Annotated in this window: 13 protein-coding genes and 1 pseudogene; 8 read left to right on the plus strand and 6 right to left on the minus strand. The window is 72.5% G+C overall.

What is annotated here, in order from left to right; genetic code table 11:
* Window position 1: 1 nt before the first annotated feature.
* From O7599_RS04510 to O7599_RS04520, 3 genes are all read right to left on the minus strand, one after another.
* The gene (locus O7599_RS04510) at window positions 2-928 is read right to left on the minus strand and encodes an NADP-dependent oxidoreductase (protein WP_281620781.1); all 927 of its coding nucleotides are present in this window, start codon (window positions 926-928) and stop codon (window positions 2-4) included.
* A gap of 192 nt (window positions 929-1,120) precedes the next feature.
* Window positions 1,121-2,155, minus strand: a complete 1,035-nt coding sequence (locus O7599_RS04515; protein ID WP_281620782.1) for a LacI family DNA-binding transcriptional regulator — start codon at window positions 2,153-2,155, stop codon at window positions 1,121-1,123.
* Window positions 2,152-4,614 (minus strand): glycoside hydrolase family 2 protein, encoded by a 2,463-nt coding sequence (locus O7599_RS04520; protein ID WP_281620783.1) that lies wholly within the window; start codon window positions 4,612-4,614, stop codon window positions 2,152-2,154. The genes O7599_RS04515 and O7599_RS04520 overlap by 4 nt, the downstream gene beginning before the upstream one ends.
* A gap of 194 nt (window positions 4,615-4,808) precedes the next feature.
* Between O7599_RS04520 and O7599_RS04525 the strand changes: the two genes are divergently transcribed.
* The 8 genes and pseudogenes from O7599_RS04525 to O7599_RS04560 all read left to right on the plus strand — a co-directional run bounded on the left by O7599_RS04525 (window position 4,809) and on the right by O7599_RS04560 (window position 14,490).
* Window positions 4,809-6,128: an ABC transporter substrate-binding protein gene (locus O7599_RS04525; RefSeq protein WP_281620784.1), complete on the plus strand. Its 1,320-nt coding sequence runs from the start codon at window positions 4,809-4,811 to the stop codon at window positions 6,126-6,128.
* Entirely contained in the window at window positions 6,125-7,009 is an 885-nt protein-coding gene (locus O7599_RS04530; RefSeq protein ID WP_281620785.1) for a sugar ABC transporter permease, read from the plus strand. Before O7599_RS04525 ends, O7599_RS04530 begins: the two co-directional genes overlap by 4 nt.
* A pseudogene (locus tag O7599_RS04535) lies at window positions 7,006-7,837 on the plus strand (carbohydrate ABC transporter permease). Before O7599_RS04530 ends, O7599_RS04535 begins: the two are co-directional and overlap by 4 nt.
* Before the next feature lie 228 nt (window positions 7,838-8,065).
* The gene (locus O7599_RS04540; RefSeq protein ID WP_281620786.1) at window positions 8,066-9,577 is read left to right on the plus strand and encodes an alpha/beta hydrolase; all 1,512 of its coding nucleotides are present in this window, start codon (window positions 8,066-8,068) and stop codon (window positions 9,575-9,577) included.
* A 181-nt stretch (window positions 9,578-9,758) separates the two neighbouring features.
* Window positions 9,759-11,288 (plus strand): alpha-N-arabinofuranosidase, encoded by a 1,530-nt coding sequence (locus O7599_RS04545; protein WP_281620787.1) that lies wholly within the window; start codon window positions 9,759-9,761, stop codon window positions 11,286-11,288.
* Between the two features lie 36 nt (window positions 11,289-11,324).
* Window positions 11,325-12,689 (plus strand): extracellular solute-binding protein, encoded by a 1,365-nt coding sequence (locus O7599_RS04550; RefSeq protein WP_281620788.1) that lies wholly within the window; start codon window positions 11,325-11,327, stop codon window positions 12,687-12,689.
* On the plus strand, window positions 12,686-13,636 hold the full coding sequence (locus O7599_RS04555) for a sugar ABC transporter permease (protein ID WP_281620789.1): 951 nt from the start codon (window positions 12,686-12,688) through the stop codon (window positions 13,634-13,636). The genes O7599_RS04550 and O7599_RS04555 overlap by 4 nt, the downstream gene beginning before the upstream one ends.
* On the plus strand, window positions 13,633-14,490 hold the full coding sequence (locus O7599_RS04560) for a carbohydrate ABC transporter permease (RefSeq protein WP_281620790.1): 858 nt from the start codon (window positions 13,633-13,635) through the stop codon (window positions 14,488-14,490). The genes O7599_RS04555 and O7599_RS04560 overlap by 4 nt, the downstream gene beginning before the upstream one ends.
* Window positions 14,491-14,599: 109 nt before the next feature.
* On the opposite strand, the gene O7599_RS04565 is transcribed toward O7599_RS04560, so the two are convergent.
* The 3 genes from O7599_RS04565 to O7599_RS04575 all read right to left on the minus strand — a co-directional run bounded on the left by O7599_RS04565 (window position 14,600) and on the right by O7599_RS04575 (window position 18,235).
* Window positions 14,600-16,144 (minus strand): glycoside hydrolase family 43 protein, encoded by a 1,545-nt coding sequence (locus O7599_RS04565; protein ID WP_281620791.1) that lies wholly within the window; start codon window positions 16,142-16,144, stop codon window positions 14,600-14,602.
* A gap of 155 nt (window positions 16,145-16,299) precedes the next feature.
* A complete protein-coding gene (locus O7599_RS04570; RefSeq protein ID WP_281620792.1) occupies window positions 16,300-17,514 on the minus strand; it encodes a DUF4185 domain-containing protein in 1,215 nt (404 codons plus the stop codon).
* 178 nt (window positions 17,515-17,692) lie between these two features.
* The gene (locus O7599_RS04575) at window positions 17,693-18,235 is read right to left on the minus strand and encodes an NADAR family protein (RefSeq protein WP_281623278.1); all 543 of its coding nucleotides are present in this window, start codon (window positions 18,233-18,235) and stop codon (window positions 17,693-17,695) included.
* Window positions 18,236-18,395: the final 160 nt, after the last annotated feature.

Raw genomic sequence — 18,395 nt, forward strand, 5'->3', positions numbered from 1 at the left:
GTCAGGGCACCAGCACGATCTTGCCGAGGGTGTGGCGGCGTTCGAGTTCCCGGTAGGCGTCACGGACCTGCTCCAGCGGGTAGGTACCGGCGATGGGCACCTCCAGATCGCCGTCGGCGATCCGGGCGCCCAGCTCCGCCAGCACGTCGGCACCGGCCCCCTCGGCGTTGGCGTCGCTCCTGGTTCCGTAGCGCTCGGCGTCGGTGTAGTTGATGATGGTGTCCACCCGGTCGGGCCGGACGCCCAGGTCCTCGACGGCCATCCGGACGTAGTCGGCGCCGAAGGTGTCGATGAACGCGTTCGGGCCGCCGTCCTCCGCGGCCCGGCGGATGCGGTCGGCGACCCCCTCGCCGTGGGCGACCGGGGTGATCCCGTGCGCGGCGAGCCAGTCGTGGTGGTGCGGGCCGGCCAGGCCGATCACGGTGGCGCCGGCGCCGCGGGCCAGTTGCGCGGCGAGCGAGCCGACGCCGCCGGCCGCGCCGGCGACCACGACGGTGTCGCCCGGTCCGGGGCCCACCGCCCGCACCGCGGCGTAGGCGGTGGAGCCGGCGACGGGCAGGGCGCCGGCGGCCTCCCACGGCACGCCGGGAGGCCGCGGGGTGACGTTGGCCGCGGGCACCGCGACGTACTCGGCGTGGCTCGCCCGGTCGTCGGTGTATCCGATGACCTCGTCTCCGACCGCGACGTTCCGTACCCGCTCGCCGCGTTCCTCGACGACGCCGGCCAGGTCGCTGCCCTGTCCCGAAGGGAACGTCGCCGGCCACATCGCGTCCATCAGGCCCTCCCGGATCACGCTCTCCCCCGGGTTGATTCCGGCGGCCCGTACCCGGACGAGCACCTCGTCCGGGCCGGGGACCGGGCGTTCGACGTCCACGACCCGCAGGACGTCCACATCGCCGTACTCGTCGAACCTCACCGCTCGGGGCATGCCGGGCTCCCTCGGTCAGCGACCGTCGTCGTGCGCACGGATGGCGCATACGGCCACTATGCGCCGACGGCTCCGGAACGACCACCCGGGGGCCCGCCCGGCCGTCACCTTCCTCCGATCGGCCGAACGAGCCGCTCCGTGCACGGCACGGGGGCGGACGGCACGGCACTGCCCCCGGACGTCCGCGGGAGGTCAGCCGCCCGGCGGACCCGTCGAGCCGCGCGGGGTGAGCTCCGGGGTCGGCACCTGCCGGGACTCGGCCGCCCCGGTGGTCATGCGGGTGAACAGCGCCCGCGCCACCTCGGCGCCGAAGCCGTGCACGTCGTGGCTCATGGCGGAGAGCGTGGGGTGCGTGAGCCGGCAGAGCTGGGAGTCGTCCCAGGCGAGCAGCGAGAGGTCGGCGGGCACCGACAGGCCCATCTCGGAGGCCACCGAAAGACCGGCGACGGCCATGATGTCGTTGTCGTACAGGATCGCCGTGGGCCGTTCCGCGGAGGCCAGCAGGGTACGGGTGGCGCGGGCACCGTCCTCGCCGGAGAACCCGGTGGGCGTCTGCGGGCCCGCGTCCAGGCCGAGTTCGCGGACGGTGGCCTCGAAGGCGGCGTTACGGATCGCGCTGTGGCCCAGCTCGGCGGCGCCGCCGACGTGCGCGACGCGCCGGTGGCCGAGGGCGGCCAGATAGCGCACGGCCTCCGTGACGGCGGTGGCGTCGTCCGTCCAGAGCGACGGGAAGCCGCCGGTCAGCGAGGGGTGGCCGACGGCGATCACCGGCATGCCGAGCGCGCCGACCGCCGCCACCCGCGGGTCGTCGGTGCGGAAGTCCACCAGGATCGACCCGGCGACCTGCTTCGACTTCCACCACCGCTCCTGCTGCGCGACTTCCTCGTCGAGGTCGCGGACCAGCCGCAGCAGCAGAGAGGACGACTGCTCGGCGAGCACGCTCTCGATGCCGGAGACGAACTCCATGTAGAACGGCTCCAGTCCGAGCAGCCGGGCCGGGCGGCAGATCGCCAGGCCCACGGCGTCGACCCGGGAGCTGGACAGCGAGCGGGCCGCGAGGTTCGGCGCCCAGCCCAGCTCGCGGGCGGCGGCGAAGATGCGGTCGCGGGTGGCGTCGGCGAGACCGGGGCGGTTGTTGAAGGCCAGCGAGACGGCCCCCTTGGAGACCCCGGCGCGGGCGGCGACGTCCTTGATCGTCACCTTGGCCGGCGGGCCGTCCGCGCTCACGCGGGCTCCACGCAGAAGAGCGCGGCGCGCACGGCGGCGACGGCGGGGTCGTCCCCGTCCGGCGTCCCGGGCGCCGCGGGCGCGGGCCAGCCGCGCACGGCGATGGTCGCGCGCTCGCCGGGCAGCAGCGTCAGCAGACCCCGGTCGGCCGTGGCGGCGGGGTCGAGCCGGTCGGGCTGCAGCAGCAGGTCGCGTACGAAGGTGTGGGCGGTGACCACGACGTCGACCCTATCCGGGTCCGCGGCCCCGGCACGCACCACCGCCACGCCGAACTCCGGGCGGGGGTACGCGAAGTCCTTGTCCCGCACCGGAAAGTGCAGCGCGCGCAGCCCGTCGGCCTCGGCGACCAGCAGTTCCTTCGCGGACGCGGCGGACGGCAGCAGCCCGTCGGGCACCGGCACGACGGCGACGGCCCGCGGCCCGGCGGCGAACGGCACCTCCGCCCGCGCGACCACGCCGCCGTCGACCGCGGTGCGGCGCAGCGCCAGGGTGCCGGACCAGAGCTCCGCGCCCTGGTTGACGACGGCCACCGCCGGGCCGCCCGCGTCCTGGCGTACGGTCAGCAGGCGGTCGGCGTAGAGCCGGCGCAGCTCGTGGTACAGCGGCTTCAGGCGGCCGTCGCCGTCGACGGCGGACCAGGAGGTGACCGGCCAGCAGTCGTTCAACTGCCAGACGACCGTGCCCGCGCACACCGGCCAGTGGGACCGCCAGTGCTCGACGCCGGCGGCGATCGCCCGCGCCTGGTTGACCTGCATCAGGTAGTGCCAGCGGGCGAAGTCGGCGGTCCCGTCCGGGACGTCGAAGTGGCGGGCGAGGCCGCGCTCCAGCTTGCCGTTGCCGTCGTCGGCCTTCTGGTGGTGGAGCATGGCCGGCGAGGCCGCGGCGAGCTGCGGGCCCTCACCCAGCGCGCGGCGCAGCGTGGCCCAGGCGGGGGGCGCCTGCCAGCCGAACTCGGCGACGAAGCGCGGGACGCCGGCGCGGTACTCGGTGTAGTCGGCGCGGTTCCACACCTCCCAGTCGTGGTGGACGCCGTGCGCGGGGTCGTTCGGGTGGTGCGCCCAGGAACCGGACCAGGGGCTGCCCGGCCAGTACGGGCGGACGGGGTCCAGCTCGGCGACGACCCGCGGGAGCACGCCGAGGTAGTAGCCCTCGCCCCAGGAGGCACCGGCGAGTTCCTCCTCCCACTCCCAGTCGCGAAAGCCCCACAGGTTCTCGTTGTTGCCGCACCAGAGCACCAGCGACGGGTGCGGCATGAGGCGGACGACGTTGTCGCGGGCCTCCTCCTCGACCTCGCCGCGCAGCGGCTGGTCCTCGGGGTAGGCGGCGCAGGCGAAGGGGAAGTCCTGCCAGACCATGAGGCCGAGTTCGTCGCAGGCGGCGTAGAAGTCGTCGCTCTCGTAGATGCCGCCGCCCCAGACGCGTACGAGGTCGACGCCCGCGTCCGCCGCCTGCCGCAGCCGCTCGCGGTAGCGGGCGGGGGTGATGCGGGCGGGCAGGGCGTCGTCGGGGATCCAGTTGACGCCGCGGGCGAAGAGGGGTTCGCCGTTGACGACGAGGGTGAAGCGGGAGCCGTGGGGGTCGGCGGCGGTGTCGAGGCGGACGGTGCGGAAGCCGACGCGGCGGGTCCAGGAGTCCAGGGGCGGGCCCGCGGCGGTGGCACCGTCGTGCAGGGTGACCTCCAGCGCGTAGAGTGGCTGGCCGCCGTAGCCGCGCGGCCACCACAGCTCGGGGCGGGCAAGCGTGAGTGGGACCACCCCCTCCGTGCCCTCCAGCACCGCCGTCGCCTCGGCGTCGCCGACCCGCGCGCGGACGGTGAGCGGGCGCCGCGCGCCGGCGGCGGTGCGCTCGACGTCCAGACGCACCTCGACGCGGCCGGTGCCGTCGGCGTCGACCGTCACCAGCGGACGGACCCGGGCCAGCCGCGCGGTGCTCCAGTGCTCCAGCCGCGCCGGGCGCCAGATGCCGGCGGTGACCAGCGTCGGGCCCCAGTCCCAGCCGAAGGAGCAGGCCATCTTGCGGATGAACGGGAAGGGTTCGGGATAGGCGTTGGGCCGGTCGCCCGTCCGGGCGCGTACCGCCTCGGCCTCGGTGTAGGCGGAGGTGAAGGCCACGGCGAGAGGGCCGGAGCGGCCGGTGACGTCGAAGCGGTAGCGGCGGTGCATGTTACGGGTGGTGCCGAGCGGTTCGCCGGCGAGCCGGAGCGCGGCGGCGGTGTCGAGGCCGTCGAAGACGAGGTCGGTGCGTTCGTGCGGGCCGTCGTAGGGCGCGATCTCCGTCTCGTACGTCCAGTCCCGCCGGCCGACCCAGGCGACGTCCGTCTCGTGGGTGCCGAGGTACGGGTCGGGGATGACGCCGGCGGCGAGCAGGTCCGTGTGGACGCAGCCCGGCACCTGCGCGGGCAACCGGTCCCCGTCGTGCCGCAGGGTCCAGCCCTCGGAGAGCGGGGTGACGTCCTTCATGGGTGCTCCAATCTCGGGTCTCGCGCCAAGGTAACCGCCTCTCAGGACCCCTGTCCATAAACCGGTCAAGTTCTTTCTGCGTCGGAGAGGTTGACGTCATCGCCGCTCTGAGGGAAGGTTCCTCGTCAAGAAAAGGGGCCTCGACTCGACCGGTTAAGTATCACGGGCCGGCTCAGCGAACGGAGATGGTGGAGATGAAGGGAAGGGCGCTCGCCGGTGCGCTGCTGGCCGCCGCGCTCGCGACGACCGCCGCCTGCACGGGCAGCGGGGCCTCGTCGGAGAAGGAGGAGGCGAAGGCGGTCGACGACCCGGACAAGGTGTCCGGCACGATCGAGGTCATCACCCATCGCACCGACCTCGTCGAGGACGGCACGATGGACGAGTACGCGGCCGAGTTCCGCAGGACGTACCCCAACGTCAAGGTGGAGTTCGACGGGGTCACCGACTACGAGGGCGAAGTCAAGACCCGGATGAACTCGGACGACTACGGCGACGTCCTCATGATCCCGGGCACGGTGAAGAAGAACGACTACCCCCGCTTCTTCGCCTCGCTGGGCAAGCAGTCCGCACGTAGCGAGAAGTTCCGCTTCACCGACTACTCCACGGTCGACGGCGAGGTCTACGGGGTCAGCATCTACGGCAGCGTCCCCGGCTTCGTCTACAACAAGCGCGTCTGGGAGCAGGCCGGCGTCACCGAATGGCCCACCACGCCGGCCGAGTTCCTCGACGACCTCAAGGCCGTCAAGGACGAGACCGACGCCGTCCCGTACTACACCAACTTCAAGGACGGCTGGCCGCTGGCCCAGTGGTGGCCCGCCCACTCCGCCGCCACCTGCGACGAACAGGCGGACGTCAAGGCCGTCGGGGGCGACCCCTTCGCCGAGGGCGGCACGGTACGCACCGTGGACACCCTCCTGTACGACATCGTGGACCGGGGCCTGGCGGAGAAGGACCCGACCACCACCAACTGGGAGGGCTCCAAGCCGAAGATCGCCAAGGGCGAGATCGCCACGATGTTCCTGGGCTCCTGGGCCGTCGTCCAGATGCGCGACGCCGCCGAGCAGGCCGGCACGGACCCGGACGACATCGGCTTCATGCCCTTCCCGCACCAGGTCGACGGCGCCTTCTGCGCCGGCCTCTCCCCCGACTACCAGCAGGCCGTGAGCATCCACTCCGCGCACAAGGAGGCCGCGCGCGCCTGGGTCGACTGGTTCGCGGAGAAGTCCGGCTACCCCGAGGACAACCTGAACGTCTCCACCCTGCGCGACGCCCCGCTGCCCGACGTGCTCGCCGAGTACGAGGAGCAGAACGTGCGGCTCATGGAGCTGGACCAGTCGAAGGGCGCGGAGCTGAAGGAGCTGGACGACGCCTCGGAGGTCGGCATCGACGACCCCGACTACCGCCAGGAGCTGGTCGACATCGCCCGCGGCGCCAAGGACGGCAGCCCGGACGACCTCTTCGCGGACCTCTCCGAGCGCTGGACCGGAGCCGCGGCGGAGCTGGGTTACCGGTGAGTGCCCTGAGGCGCCGGCTGCGGGGCGGCGTGGTGCCGTGGCTGTTCCTCGCCGCCCCGCTGGCGCTGCTGATCACGTTCACGTACGCGCCCGTCGCCAACATGGTCGCGTACAGCTTCACCGACTGGGACGGGCTGAGCCCGGAGCTGAACTACGTCGGCACGGAGAACTACTCCGACCTCTTCACCCGCTCCGAGCTGTTCGAGGTCTTCTTCGTCAGCGGCTACTACCTCGCCGCCTCGGCGGTGCAGATCGTGCTGGCGCTGTACTTCGCGACCGTGCTCAGCTTCCACGTCCGCTTCCGCAACCTCTTCAAGGGCATCCTGTTCTTCCCGTACCTGGTGAACGGCGTCGCCATCGGCTTCGTCTTCCTCTACTTCTTCCAGGACGGCGGCACCCTCGACGCGCTCGTCGGCCTCTTCGGCGACGAACCCGACCGCGCCTGGCTCGGCGACTCCACCTCCGCCAACGCCTCGCTGGCCGGGGTGTCCGTCTGGCGCTTCATGGGCCTGAACTTCGTGCTGTTCCTCGGCGCGATCCAGTCCATCCCCGGCGAGCTGTACGAGGCGGCCGAGCTGGACGGCGCCAACCGCTGGCAGCAGTTCCGGCACATCATCGCGCCCGGCATCCGGCCGGTGATCAGCCTCAGCGTGATCCTGGCCGTCTCCGGCTCGCTGGCGGTCTTCGAGATCCCGTACATCATGACGGGCGGCGCGACCGGCACCGAGACGTTCGTGATCCAGACGGTGGACCTGGCGTTCACGTTCAACAAGACCGGGCTGGCCTCGGCGGCGGCCGTGGTGCTGCTGCTGATCGTGCTCGCGGTGACCTGGGTGCAGCGGACGCTCGTACCGGACGAGAAGGCGGGTGACCTGGTATGAGAGCGGCCGTCGTCACACGCACGCTGACGTATCTGTCGCTGGTCGGGGCCGCCGCGGTGGTGGTGCTGCCGCTGCTGGTGGTCTTCCTCACCTCGCTGAAGACCCCGGAGGAGATGGCCGGCGACGGCGGGGCGCTCTCGCTCCCCGGCAACCTGCTCAACTTCGACAACTACGCGACCGCCTTCGAGGACGGCCGGATGCTCTCGGCCTTCGCCAACACCGCCGTCATCCTCCTCTGCGCGATCGCCGGCACCGTCGTCATCGGCTCGATGACGGCGTACGCCATCGACCGCTTCCGGTTCCGGTTCCGGAAGCTGGTCGTGGGGCTCTTCCTGGTCGCGGCGATGGTGCCCGGGGTGACCACCCAGGTGGCGACCTTCCAGATCGTCGACAGCTTCGGGCTGGTCAACAGCCGGCTCGCACCCATCGTGCTCTACATGGGCACCGACATCGTCTCGATCTACATCTTCCTGCAGTTCATCCGGTCCATCCCGGTCTCGCTCGACGAGTCCGCCCGGCTGGAGGGCGCCAACTCCTTCACGATCTACCGAAAGATCATCTTCCCGCTGCTCAAGCCGGCGATCGCGACGGTCGTCATCGTCAAGGGCGTCACGGTCTACAACGACTTCTACATCCCCTTTCCTGTACATGCCCTCCGACGACCTCGGGACGATGTCCACCGCCCTGTTCCGCTTCAAGGGCCCGTACGGGGCGCACTGGGAGACGATCTCGGCGGGCACGATCCTGGTCATCCTGCCGACCCTCGCCGTCTTCCTGTTCCTCCAGCGCTACATCTACAACGGCTTCATGAGGGGGGCGACGAAGTGAGCCGGGCCGGCCCCCGCCGATGAGTCCGGCCGGTCAGGACGACCCGCCCGCACGCCGGGGGGCAGGACCCGGGACGGACGTCCGCCCCGGGTCCACCGGTCGGTGGACCGGGGGTTCCACCGGATGCCGCTGCCGCCCGGGGGGCGCCGGCGGCCAGCATCGACGGCATGGCCCGCGGCCCGCGGCCACACGTCCTCGCCGACGTCACTGCAGCCGAAAGGCAGTCCGGTGTCCCGTATCCGACACGCCCTGCTCCTCGCCCTGTCCGTCGCCGCCGTCACCGCCGTCACCGCACCCGGGGCGCCCGCCGCCCCCGCGGGCGCCCCAGAAGGGCGGCGGGCGCCCGCCCTGTCCTGGGAGCCCTGCGCCCGGCCCGGCGGGCCCGCCGGCATGGAGTGCGCCGAGCTGGCCGTGCCGCTCGACTACGCGGATCCCGGCGGCCCGCGGCTCACCCTCGCCGTCTCCCGGCTGCGCAGCGAGGACCCCGCGGCGCGGCGCGGGACCCTGCTCGTCGTGCCGGGCGGGCCCGGCAGCTCCGGCGTGCAGCGGCTCGCCGAGAAGGGGGCGGCCCTGCGCGCCGAGACGGCCGGCGCGTACGACCTCGTCGGCTTCGACCCGCGGGGCGTGGGCGGCAGCACGCGGGCCGGCTGCGGACTCGCCGCGGACGACCGCCACCTGGTGAACGTCCGCCCCTGGCCGGGACCGGACGGCGGCATCGGCGCGAACGCCGCCCGCTCCGCGCGCGTCGCCGAGAGCTGCGCCCGCGCCGGCGGCGCGGTGCTCGCCAGCTTCTCCACCGCCAACGAGGTGCGGGACATGGAGCGGCTGCGACAGGCACTCGGCGAGGAGCGGCTCTCCGTGTGGGCGACGTCGTACGGCAGCTACGTGAGCGCCGTCTACGCCCAGCGGTATCCCCACCGCACCGACCGCTGGGTGCTGGACGGCAGCGGCGACCCGGACCCCGAGCGGGTCGGGCGCGGCTGGATGGCGAACTTCGCCGCCGGCGCGGAGGACCGCTTCCCCGACTTCGCCGCCTGGGCCGCCGACCCCGCCCGGGAGGCCGAGGGGCTGCGGCTGGCGGAGCGGCCCGAGGACGTCCGGCCGCTCTTCCTGCGCCTGGCCGCGAAGCTGGACCGCGAGCCGAGGGAGAGCACCACCGCGGGCGTCCCCCTCACCGGCAACCGGCTGCGGCAGGCGATGCACACCGCCCTGTACGCCGACGCGGGCTTCCCGGCGCTGGCCCGGCTGGTCCGGCAGGCGCGGGACCCGCAGACCACCCCTGTGCTCACCCCCGACGTGGCCGGCCCGATGAGTGACGAGGACGCGGCCGTGGCCCTCGCCGTCCTGTGCAACGACGTCCGCTGGCCGGCCCCTTCGGTCTCCGCCCACCAGCGGGCCGTGACCGCCGACCGGGCCCGGCACCCGCTGACCGCGGGCATGCCCGTGAACATCACCCCCTGCTCCTTCTGGAAGGACACCCCCGACGACGCCCCCACCCGGATCACCGACGAGGGCCCCTCCAACATCCTCATGCTGCAGAACCGGCGCGACCCCGCCACCCCGTACGCCGGCGCGCTGAAGATGCGCGAAGCCCTCGGCGACCGGGCCCGCCTCGTCACGGTCGACAGCGGCGGCCACGGCTCGTACCTCGCCAACGGCAACCCCTGTGGCGACCGCGCGGTCACGGCCTTCCTCACCACCGGCAACCGCCCCGGCACGGACGTGCACTGCGCGGACTGACCTCCGCGGCGCGGCGCCGGCCGGGGCCGCCAGGCGGGCGACGACCCGGCCGGCCGCCGCAACGCCCGGGCAGGGCGCGGGAGGTGACGTTGCGCCAGTCGTTGACGCGGTGCCGGTTCGATTCTACGGTCTCGTTCGAAGTTGCGAGCGATATTCGAAATTTCGAACCCACGGAGTACGCATGATCCCTGCCGCGGCCACGGCCCGTGTCACGCTCGACTCCGCCTTCGTCGTCGCCGACGCGAGTCCGCGGCTGTTCGGCTCCTTCGTCGAGCACCTCGGCCGCTGCGTCTACACCGGCATCTACGAGCCCGGCCACCCGGCCGCCGACGGGACGGGGCTGCGGGGCGACGTGCTCGGGCTGATCCGTGAGCTCGGGGTGACGACCGTCCGCTACCCCGGCGGCAACTTCGTCTCCGGGTACCGGTGGGAGGACTCGGTGGGGCCGGTGGAGCGGCGGCCGCGGCGGCTCGACCTCGCCTGGCGGTCCACGGAGACGAACCGCTTCGGGCTCGCGGAGTACGTGGCCTTCCTGCGCAGGCTCGGGCCGCAGGCCGAGCCCATGATGGCCCTCAACCTCGGCACCCGGGGCGTCGCCGAGGCGGTCGAGCTGCTGGAGTACGCCAACCACCCCGCCGGCACCGCGTTGTCGGAGCGTCGTGCCGCGCACGGCGACGCGGCCCCGTACGGCATCCGCCTGTGGTGCCTCGGCAACGAGCTGGACGGGCCGTGGCAGACCGGCCACAAGACGGCCGCCGAGTACGGGCGGCTGGCCGCCGAGACCGCCCGCGCCATGCGCCAGTTCGATCCGGGGCTGGAGCTGGTCGCCTGCGGCAGCTCCAGCCGGGCCATGCCGACGTTCGCCGCGTGGGAGGCGACCGTGCTCGCCGAGACCTACGACCTGGTCGACTACGTCTCCCTGCACGCCTACTACGAGGAGACCGACGGCGACCGCGACTCCTTCCTCGCCTCCGCCGCCGACATGGAGTCCTTCATCGAGAGCGTCGTCGCGACCTGCGACCACGTCGGCGCCCGGCTCAAGTCGGCCAAGCGCATCGGCCTCTCCTTCGACGAGTGGAACGTCTGGTACCAGTCGAGGTTCCGGGCTCAGGCCGAAGAACGCCCCCTCGACTGGCCCGAGGCCCCGCGCCTCCTGGAGGACAACTACAGCGTCGTCGACGCCGTCGTCTTCGGCTCACTGCTCATCGCCCTGCTGCGGCACGCCGACCGGGTCGGCGTCGCCTGCCTCGCCCAGTTGGTCAACGTCATCGCGCCGATCATGACCGAACCCGGCGGCCCGGCCTGGCGGCAGACCACCTTCCACCCGTTCGCGCAGACCGCGCGGTACGCCCGCGGCGGGCAGGTGCTGCACGTCGCCGCGGAGTCACCCACGCACGAGACCGCCAAGCACGGCGAGGTGCCGCTGCTGTACGCGACGGCCGTCCGCGACCCGGAGTCGGGTGCGGTCACCGTCTTCGCCGTCAACCGCGACCAGCGGCAGCCGCTGGGTCTTGAGGTGCTGCTGCGCGGCCTCGCGGTCTCCGAGGTGGTGGAGCACAGCGCGCTGGCCGACGCCGACCCGGAGGCACGCAACACCCTCCGGGACCCGGAGCGCGTCGTCCCGCACCCCGTGACCGGCGCGACGCTGCGGGACGGCACGCTCAGCGCCGTGCTGGAGCCGCTGTCCTGGAACGTCATCCGCCTCATCTGACGGTACGCACCGGACGTACCCGGGAGGAGCAGGGACATGGACCACGCACCGCCTCTCAGCCGGCGGCGGCTGCTGACGTCGGGGGCCGGCACGCTCGCGGCCCGCGGCCTGGCCGCCACCGGACTCGCCGCCACCGCCCCGGTCGCGGCCGGCTGCGCCGCGCCCTCGTTCACCGCCGCCGGCACGACCAGGCTGCGCTACTGGCACCTCTTCGGCGGCGGCGACGGCGTGAACATGTCCGCGATGGTCGACGCCTTCGCCGCGGAGCACCCGGACCTCGACGTGGAGGCCACCCAGCTCGAGTGGGGTCCCCCGTACTACACGAAGCTGGGCATGGCCGGTGCCGGCGGGCGCGCGCCCGAGGTGGCGGTGCTGCACCTCACCCGGCTCGCCGGCTTCGGCCCCGGAAAGCTGCTCGACCCCTTCGACCCGGGCCGGCTCAGGGAACTGGGCATCACCCCCGACCGCTTCCCGGCGGAGATCTGGCGGCGCGGACAGGTGGCGGGCGAGCAGTACGCGATCCCGCTCGACACCCATCCGATCGTGCTCTACTACCACACCGAGATCTGCGAGGAGGCCGGGCTGCTCGCCGACGACGGCGGCCTCCGGCCGATCAGCGGCGTCCGCGCGTTCACCGCGGCGCTGCGTGCCGCGAAGGAGGTCACCGGCGCGCCGCCGCTGGTCGCCGAGACGCTCGGCACCGACACCGTCACCCCCTGGCGGCTCTTCGCCACCTTCTACTCGCAGACCGGCGGCACCGTCCTGTCGGAGGACGGCCGGCGGATCACCCTCGACGACGCCAAGGCCCTCGAGGTCCTGGAGTTCATGGCGATGCTCACCGACGAGGGCCTGATGGTGCGGCGCGCCGACTACCCCGGCTCCGTCGGCGTGTTCGGCGCGGGCGAGACCGCCTTCTCCCTCAACGGCGAGTGGGAGGTGACCACGTACACCGCCGACAAGCTGCCGTTCTCCATGACCCGGGTGCCCGGGCTCTTCGGCCGGCCCACCGTGATGGCCGACTGCCACTCCTTCGTGCTGCCGCACCAGGGCGGCCGGTCCGGGGCGGCGAACGAGGCCGCGTACGCCTTCGTCGCCTGGATGCTGGAGCACTCCGTGGACTGGGCCAAGGGCGGCCACGTGCCGGCCTACCTGCCCACGCTCGACGACCCGGCGTATCTGGAGCTGCGGCCCCAGTCCGCGTACCGGTCCGTCATCGACGACGTCGTCCTCGACCCGCCCGCCTGGTTCGCGGGCTCCGCCTCGCTGCTGCAGGTCGAGCTGGGGGCCGTCTTCTCCACCGTGTTCACCGGATCCCGCAGCCCGCAGGGCGCGCTGCGCGAGGCGAAGTCGCGGCTGCAGAAGCTGCTGGACACCCCCGATCCGATAGGAGGCGCCGCATGACCGCCACCGCCACCGTCCCGGTGCCGCCCGGCGAGACCGCGGCGCCGGCCGGGCGGCCCGCCACCGTACGCCGCAAGTGGACAGAGCACGGCCTGGTGTTCATCGCGCCCTTCCTCGTCATGTACGCGATGTTCCTGCTCTGGCCGCTGGTCTACGGCGTCGGCCTGAGCCTGCGCAGCGACAACATCACCGGCGACGGCGGCGAGTACGTCGGCTTCGACAACTACACGGAGGCGTTCCGCGACGAGAACGTCTGGTCGTCGCTGTGGAACACCGTGTGGTTCACGGTCCTGTCCACGGTCCCGCTCGTCGTCATGGGCCTGGTCTTCGCCCTGCTGGCACACCATCTGCGCGTCGTGCAGTGGCTGTGGCGGCTGAGCTGGTTCGCGCCCTTCGTGCTGCCGTCGGGCGTCGTGGGGCTGCTCTTCCTCTGGGTGATCTACCCGTCCGACTTCGGCTTCGCCGACCAGATGCTCGCCGAGTTCGGGCTGCACCCGGGCATCGGCTGGCTGACGGACGAGCGGTACGCGATGCTGTCGATCGTCCTGACGACGGTGTGGTGGACGGTCGGCTTCAACTTCCTGCTCTACCTCGCCGCTCTCCAGTCGATACCGCAGCACCTGTACGAGGCCGCGGAGCTCGACGGCGCCGGCCCCTGGCACCGGCTGCGCCACGTCACGCTGCCGCTGCTGAGGCGCACCACGGGGGTGGTCCTGGTGCTCCAGATCCTCGCGTCCCTGAAGGTCTTCGACCAGGTCTACATCATGACCGGCGGCGGCCCCGACGACGCCACCCGGCCGATCCTGCAGTACGTCTACCAGTCGGGCTTCACCGGCTACCGGATCGGCTACGCGTCCGCCGTCTCGTACCTCTTCTTCGCCCTCATCGTGATCGTCTCGCTGATCCATCTGCGCCTGTCCCGCCGCAACGCCGAGGAGGCCCCGTGAGTGCACTGGCCGCGGATTCGGGCCGCAGGGCCCGCTGGACCCGCGGGCGCGTCGCGCTGTTCGCCGTGGCGCTGCTGCTGGTCGTGGTGTGGGTGCTGCCGCTCGCGTGGGCGCTGTCGGTCTCGCTCAAGCCGGACGCGGAGGCGGCGAAGACCCCGCTGGAGTGGGTGGGCTCGACGATCACCTTCGACGCCTACCGGGCGGTGTGGGAGACCGGTGACATCGGCCGCTGGCTGTTCAACACCGCGTACATCGCCTGCATGACCACCGTGCTGACCGTGGCGCTCTGCTCGATGGCCGCCTACGGCTTCGCGCGCACCGAGTTCCGGGGCCGCAAGGCGCTCTACGCGCTCGTCCTGGCCGGGATCATGGTGCCGCCGCAGGTGCTGATCGCGCCGCTGTTCGCGGAGATGGTGCAGCTCGGCCTGGTGGACACCTACTGGGGCGTGATCCTGCCTCAGGTGGCCGTGCCCGCGATGGTGTTCATTCTGGTGAAGTTCTTCGAGGGGGTGCCGCGCGAGCTGGAGGAGGCCGCGTTCGTCGACGGGGCGGGCCGGTGGCGGGTGTTCTTCACGATCGTCCTGCCCCTGTCGAGGCCCGTGCTCGCCGCGGTCGCGATCTTCACCTTCATCTCGACCTGGAACAACTTCCTCTGGCCGTTCCTCGTCACCACCGACCCGAACGGCATGACGCTGCCCGTCGGGCTCGTCAACGTCCAGTCGTCCTACGGCGTGCGCTACGCGCAGATGATGGCGTCCGTCGTCATCGCCGGGCTGCCGCTGCTGGTGGTCTTCGCGATCTTCCAGCGGCAGATCGTGCGCGGCATCGCCCACACGGGGCTGGCCGGGCAGTGACGTGCCCGGGCTCCGTCCCGGCGGAGCCCGGGCACACGGCGTGGTGCACGCTTCCGCGAGTGGCGCGGCAGGGCGTGTTCCGGGGGCGGCGCTGTGTGCCGTATCCGGACTAGCGGACGGCCAGGTCGTCGAAGCTCGCCATCCGCTTCGCCGGCGCCACCGCGCCGCCCGCGGCGGCGCGCGGGCCCACGCGCACGCCGTGGGCGCCGGAGGCGTGAGCCGCGTCCGTGACACTGATCTTCGGGGTGGTCATGTCGTCCACGTACACCTTCAGCGACGGCCCGACGGCCTCGACCTTCAGCCTGTGGGTCTCGCCCACGCCGACGTCCACGGGTGCCCTGCCGAGCGTCCTTGCCTCCTCCCCCGCCGTGCGGAGCACCACGCCCTTCGGCGTGAGGCCGGCGTAGTAGCCGGTGAAGCCGTCCGGCCCGCTGCCGGGAGAGGTGGCGCGGAAGGCGAATCCGGCGTCGGCGGTGCCGTGGGTGAGGGTGACGTCGCCCTCGTAGACGAGGTCGGCGAAGTTCGTGTCCTGGAGGGACGCCCCGCCCTTCCCCGCGGCCCCGGTGTACGCGTCGCCGGCCGCGGACCACCGCGCGCCGCCGTGGTTCTTCCACCCGACGGCGTTGTCGTCGTCGAAGTTGTCCCGGACCCGCATCGTGACCGGGCGGATCGTGCCGTCCTCCGCGAACTCCATCCGGTCGTACGCCAGCGCCCTGCTGTTGCCGTCCGTCTCGCTGAGGGGCCGGCGGTGGTAGAAGATGTACCAGATGTCGGTGCCGGGGATGTTGAGCACCGAGTTGTGCCCGGAGCCCCGCGCGACCGCCGGGTCCTGCTGCAGCACCTTGCCGAGCCGCTCGAAGGGCCCGGTGGGCGAGTCGGCGACGGCGTACGAGACGGAGTAGTCGGGGCCGGTCCAGCCGCCCTCGGACCACATCATGTAGTACTTGCCGTTCCGCTTGAACATCAGTGAGCCCTCGGTGTAGTTCTCCGGCGTGATCTCCTTGAACGTGGTGCCGTCGTCGAACGTGCCGAGGCTGGTCATGTCGGGGTTGAGCTTCACGACGTTGGCGTGGTGCCAGCCGCCGTAGTACATGTACGCCTGCCCGTCGTCGTCGATGAAGACGTCCTGGTCGATGGGCTGCGCGCCGTTGTGGAACTGCGCGATCAGCGGCTTGCCGAGCGCGTCGCGGTACGGGCCCTCGGGGCGGTCGGCGACGGCGACGCCGATGCCGCCCAACTCGTCGTCGCCCTGGATGTCGTTGGCGGCGAAGTACAGGTAGTACCGGCCGTTCCGCTCGATCGGCGCGGGCGCCCACAACGCCCGTCGCGCCCACGGGATGTCGGCGATGTCCAGCACTCCCGGATGCTTCTTCCAGTGCACCAGGTCGGTGGAGGAGAACGCGTCCATGAACGTCTGCTCGTCGTAGCCGCGCGACGTGGTCGGGAAGACCCAGTAGCGGTCGCCGTAGACGGCCACGTCCGGGTCGGCGTACCACCCGTCGACGAACGGGTTGCCGGCCACGGCGGTGTCGTAGTCCGGCACGGCCGCCGCGGACGCGGCCGCGGCGGGCTCCCCCTCGGCGACGGCGGGGGCCGCGCCGCCGAGCAGCAGGGCGATCGAGGACAACACGGCGAACGTGCGGAGGCGGTGCATGTGAACTCCCTTTCCGTACGGTGACTGTGTGCGTCTGACCGGGTCCGCTGTACATCGTTGTTGACAACGTTGTCGCAGCGTGGAGTGTCCCGAGCCTCCCTCCCGGTGTCAAGACATCCCGTCGCGTCGCGGCCGGCTCCGCCGGCCGGCCGTGGCTAGCCGCCCGCGGAGGGCATCGCCGCGGTCGCGTTCCGCGCGGTGTCCGCCGGGCTGCCCAGGGAGTCGGGATCCAGCCTCAGGAACCGGGGACGGTAGTCGTTGGTGTTGCCGGCCCCGCCCATCCTGTTCACGTTGTAGGTGACGAGCAGTTCGCCCGGCTCCGACAGGCTGGGATGGGCCTTCGCGTTGTACGTGTACCGCTGGCCCGGCCCTGTCCCCTCGAACTCGGGCGCCGTGTAGAACCTGACGGGCTCGGAGAAGGGGCCCGCCGGGCTGTCCCCGAGGGCGTACATCATGTCGGGGCTCTGCACGTTGCGCGTGTACACGGCGAGGTACCTGCCCCTGTGCGGCCCGCTGGTGACGGGAGTGACGCTCGCCTCGGTGGAGACGTCGCGGACCAGCGGGGCCGAATCCTCGACGGCGCCGCTCCATCCGCTGCCGTCCCAGTACCTGAGGCCGCCGAGGTCGGGGAACTCCGCCCTCGGGACCCGGGAGACGATCAGGTCCTTCCGGTTCGCCTGGCCCCCGGTCAGGGCGTCCCGGTACCCGTAGAGGTAGAGGTACCCGTCCGGGTTCGGGGCGCCGGCCTCCGCGGAGTTGTTCAGCACGCCGATCCCGTAGTCGTACAGGTGGTCCGCGTTCCGGTGGTACATCTGCGGGAGCGCCGCCTTCCTGGTGAAGGCGGCGTAGTCGGGTGCGCCGCCGCGGACCGGGACCGTGATCAGGTCCACCTGCCGGGGCTTCCAGTCGCCGTCGAACGGGATCCCGAAGACGTACACGTTGTCGTCCACGGTCAGCGCCCCCTGCATCCAGGCGGTGTACCCGAACAGGTTGTCCCCCTGCGCCGTGCTCCCGCTCGCCTTGTGCCCGTACCGGAAGCCGATGCGGTCCGGGTCGGGGGTGTCTCCGGTCAGCACGGCGGAGGAGTGGTTCTGGTAGGCGGAGTTGCCGAGTGCGCCGGACGGCTCGGCGGATCCGAGGATCGTGTCGCTGAAGACGAAGAAGGTCCTGCTCGCGGCATCGGCACCGCCGAACGACTGCGCCTCGTTCAGCGGTGTCGAGTAGATGCCGTCGGCGCCCAGCCAGGTGTCGGACCGGCCGGCCCGGTCGAACAGGTGCGTCCAGTCGTCCGCCGGCGAGGCGGCCGCGTCCGTGGGGGTGCCGGCCCCCGGGCTCACCGCGGCCACGAGAAGCGCCAGCACCGTCGCCACGAGGGCGGCAACGGTGCCCGGACGCCGCGGTGTTGACGCCCCGGGGAGTCTTCGGCTCCGGACTCTGCTCATGGGAATCCCTTCCGTACCACGGGCGGCGTACGCGGACGCCGGACGGACTCCTGCCGTCGTACCCTTCCCCGCCCTGGCGAGCCCGCACACGGCCGGCCGGGCCTCATCAGCCGCGGCTGTCCTCTGCCGGCGCCTGCCGGGTGAGCAGGGTGCGTGCGTCCATCAGCGCGAAACCGAGCAGGTTCAGCCCCCGCCACGACTCCGGGTCGGCCACGTGGTCGTCCGTCGGCGCCAGGCCGATGCCCCAGATGCGGTCCACCGGACTCGCCTCCACCAGCACGCGGTCACCGGTTCCGCGGAGATACGCCGAGAGCGGGCCGCTCTGGCCGAACTTGGCCACGTTGCCCCGCACCACGAGGTCGTAGCGCTGAGCCGCCCAGACCGCCTCGTCGAAGCCCCGCACCTTCCGGCCCTCGGCCTTGGCCTCCCCCGGATGACGGGCCGCAAGGATGCGCTCCGCGGCCACGTCGTCGCCGAACAGCCGCGCCTTGGCGGCCATCATCCAGTGCTCCGCGCTGCGGTAGTCGACGCCGTCCACCGTGAACGCCGCCGGCCACCACTGACTCAGACAGGCCGCGTCCACCGCTCCCGGACGCCGGGCGCGGTGCCCCCAGAAGAAGAGGTACTTCAGCCTGCGCCCCCGCCGCACGGTCTCGCGCACCTCGGCCACCGAACGCGGCAGGTCACCCCCCTGCCCGGCGGCCCGCGCACCGATGTCCTGCTCCACCGTCCCCCGCTCCCCTCCCAGGCGATACGGCGCGGCGCCGGTCCCCCTCCGCGCGGCGCGCCTCCCGGCGTTCATCGTCGCC

The sequence above is a fragment of the Streptomyces sp. WMMC500 genome (genome assembly GCF_027497195.1).
Taxonomy (GTDB): domain Bacteria; phylum Actinomycetota; class Actinomycetes; order Streptomycetales; family Streptomycetaceae; genus Streptomyces.

Coding starts and splice junctions, on each gene's coding strand:
- O7599_RS04510 (WP_281620781.1), bottom strand. CDS start 928: ATGCCCCGAGCGGTGAGGTTCGACGAGTACGGCGATGTGGACGTCCTG.
- O7599_RS04520 (WP_281620783.1), bottom strand. CDS start 4,614: ATGAAGGACGTCACCCCGCTCTCCGAGGGCTGGACCCTGCGGCACGAC.
- O7599_RS04525 (WP_281620784.1), top strand. CDS start 4,809: ATGAAGGGAAGGGCGCTCGCCGGTGCGCTGCTGGCCGCCGCGCTCGCG.
- O7599_RS04545 (WP_281620787.1), top strand. CDS start 9,759: ATGATCCCTGCCGCGGCCACGGCCCGTGTCACGCTCGACTCCGCCTTC.
- O7599_RS04550 (WP_281620788.1), top strand. CDS start 11,325: ATGGACCACGCACCGCCTCTCAGCCGGCGGCGGCTGCTGACGTCGGGG.
- O7599_RS04555 (WP_281620789.1), top strand. CDS start 12,686: ATGACCGCCACCGCCACCGTCCCGGTGCCGCCCGGCGAGACCGCGGCG.
- O7599_RS04565 (WP_281620791.1), bottom strand. CDS start 16,144: ATGCACCGCCTCCGCACGTTCGCCGTGTTGTCCTCGATCGCCCTGCTG.